Origin of the sequence: Blastomonas sp. AAP53 (assembly GCF_000331245.1) — a bacterium.
Lineage (GTDB): Bacteria > Pseudomonadota > Alphaproteobacteria > Sphingomonadales > Sphingomonadaceae > Blastomonas.
Genome location: NZ_ANFZ01000002.1, coordinates 1 through 2,500 on the forward strand (window position 1 = coordinate 1; position 2,500 = coordinate 2,500).

Annotated in this window: 2 protein-coding genes (1 of these 2 cut by a window edge); both read right to left on the reverse strand. The window is 65.3% G+C overall.

Annotated elements, in window-relative coordinates:
• Positions 1 to 1,452: DegT/DnrJ/EryC1/StrS family aminotransferase (locus D618_RS0100010; protein ID WP_026091107.1), on the reverse strand; the 1,452-nt coding region annotated here is incomplete at its 3' end.
• A 196-nt stretch (positions 1,453 to 1,648) separates the two neighbouring features.
• Positions 1,649 to 2,500: the 3' portion of a lipopolysaccharide biosynthesis protein gene (locus D618_RS0100020; protein ID WP_238550553.1), read on the reverse strand. Its footprint extends 621 nt past the window's final position; the window shows 852 of its 1,473 coding nt (coding positions 622–1,473); its start codon lies off the right edge, out of view — the gene reads right to left on this strand; it ends in the stop codon at positions 1,649 to 1,651.

Here is a 2,500-nt window from a genome sequence, read left to right on the forward strand (position 1 = left end):
GCCGAGCCTGCCGATATGGCGGGCGATCTCCCGTCCCCCCGGGTGATCGACCAGCGCAGCGATCTCTGGGTGCGGATTGTCCCGGGCTGCGGTCAGAAAGGTCTCGGCGGTGCTGTCTGATGTGATCGCATAGCTATCGAGCAGCCCGGTGCCGAGGCGCGCGCTGCGCTCTGCCACCACCAGTCCGGCGGCGAGATCGGGCAGCGCGCCCTGCTTGCTGGCCGCGACCAGCATCGCAGTCCCGGCAGGACCGCCGCCAATCAGCAGCGTGCGATGCACCTTGGGCGCCTTCGGACGGGCGGGCAGCAGGTGGCGGGCGCAGGCGCTGTGCAGCGCGGCGGCGATCCTGTCCACATCCGCCAGCGACATCGTGTCGTTCAGCGGAAGCGAGAGCATTTGCGCGCCGATGGCATCGGCCACCGGCGTCGGACAGGCGATGCAGCTTTCCTGAAAATAGGGCTGCTGCGCGAGATGCGGGCTGAAATAATGCCCCGACCCGATTCCCTGCGCGGCCAGATCAGCCATGATCGTGTTGCGCAGGGGTGCCACCTGGCGCGGCAGCAGCACCGGCATGAATTGCGGTATCGCCATGGGTGCGTGGATGGACTGCGTGCGGACAAGATCGCCCAGGCAGCTGCGATACCGCTCGGCCAGCGCCATGCGGTGCTGCGCCACATCGCTGATCTGATCGAGCCGGGCCAGGGCCAGCAGCGCCATCACCTCGGGCATCTTGGCGTTCATCCCCGGCTTCGTGGCGCAGCGCGCAGTCCCGAAACCATAATTGCTCATCGACCGCAGCTCGGCCACCAGCGCGGTGTCGGCGCTGTAGATCAGCCCGCCTTCGGCGGTGGCAAAGGGCTTGGTCGCGTGCATCGAGAAGACGGTGGCGAACGCGGCGGCTCCGCCAAAGCCGGTGCCCGATGTACCGATATTGCCCAGAGACGGCGCTGCATCGACGACCACTCCGACGTCGTGCTCTGCACAAAGCCGGGCATAGCGCGCAAGGTCGATGCCGGTGCCGAACGTGTCGTAAGGCACGATAACGGCGATGCGGTCGCCATATTCGCGCAGGGCCGCCTCTTCGGCGCGCGCGCAGGCGGCCCAGTCATCGGGGTTGCTGTCGATCAGAACCGGCGTCAGTCCCGCCCAAAGTGCGGCGTGCGCGGTGGCGGCGAAGGTGAAGCTGGGCATCAGCGCCAGATCGCCGCTGCGCCCTTCGCGCGCCTGACGAATCGCCAACATCAGGCCGATGGTCGCGCTTGGCACGGCCAGGCAATCGCCGACGCCCTGGTACAACCGTTCGACAATGGCTGCCTCGAACCTGCGAACGATCGGGCCACCGTTGGTAAAGACACCGGATTGTTCCATGGCGGCCAGCGCGTCGGCCATGTTGCTCAGGCGTGGCGGGCAGGCGGCAATCAATGGCAAGTCATGGGGGGAGGGGGCAGACATGCAGTTTTCGCTTTCGCGCAAAGTTGCTCGGAAGCGTCACTTCATGACACCGAAAACTGAATAAGTTACAAATTCAAATTGGCTGTATTCGGAAGTCAATCCGCGTATATTCAAAAACTTGCAGATACGCGGCCTGAACGTGGGTAATAGATGTCCTTCGATACATGCCGGGCAGGTCCATGGTCTTGCAGGCAGGTCATGCCGTCTGCGATTGTGCCATGTCGTCCAGCGCCGGTGTTTGCCGGCGCAGCAATCCGATGGCGTCGCTCAGCATCTGCGGGGCGAGGATCCGAAGCAGCAGAAAATAGCTGAGCGCACCGATTCCCGCGAGCAAGGCCAGCCGGGCGATGACTTCCGGCAGGCCGTTGCTCAGCGAATCGGCGAGGCCCACCCGCATGGTCCAGACCAGAGCTGCCATGGCCCCGCAAGCTGCCACGCCAGGGGCGCAGGCCATCAGCACATCGCGGACGCGCACCCCGATGACCGGGCACGACAGCCACAGGTTGAAGCCCAGCACCACCGGCATCCCTATCACCCAGCCCAGCGCGAGGCCCGTCACGCCGAACTGAACGGCAATGAGGAACACCACCGGCATGAACACAGCCCCGAAGGCCGAGCCTTGCACCGTGATCTGTGGGTGGCCCAGTGCGTTGACCGCCGGGGCGATCAGCACATGCAGCGTCATGAAGGGCATGGAGAGCGCGAAGAGCTGGACAAGCGGGACCATCTCCAGCCATTTCGGGCCGAACAGCGTGTAGATCGCCTCGGGCGCGGTGACCGCGAGCCCGGCATAGACCGGACAGCTGATCAGCATGATCAGCGCGATCGCTTTGAGGAACGCGGCCTGCAGCCGCGCGGGTTCGGACTGCAGTCGCGCATAGGCGGGGAAGGCGACCTCATTGAGCGGCGGGATGACCTTGGCCGAAAACAGCTGCGCGAGGAACAGCGCTTCGGCATAGAGGCCCAGCGCATGGGGGTCGAGCACGCGGCCGGCAATCAGCACATCGGCCTGGGTCTGGATGCTCCACAGCAGATGGCTGACCAGCAT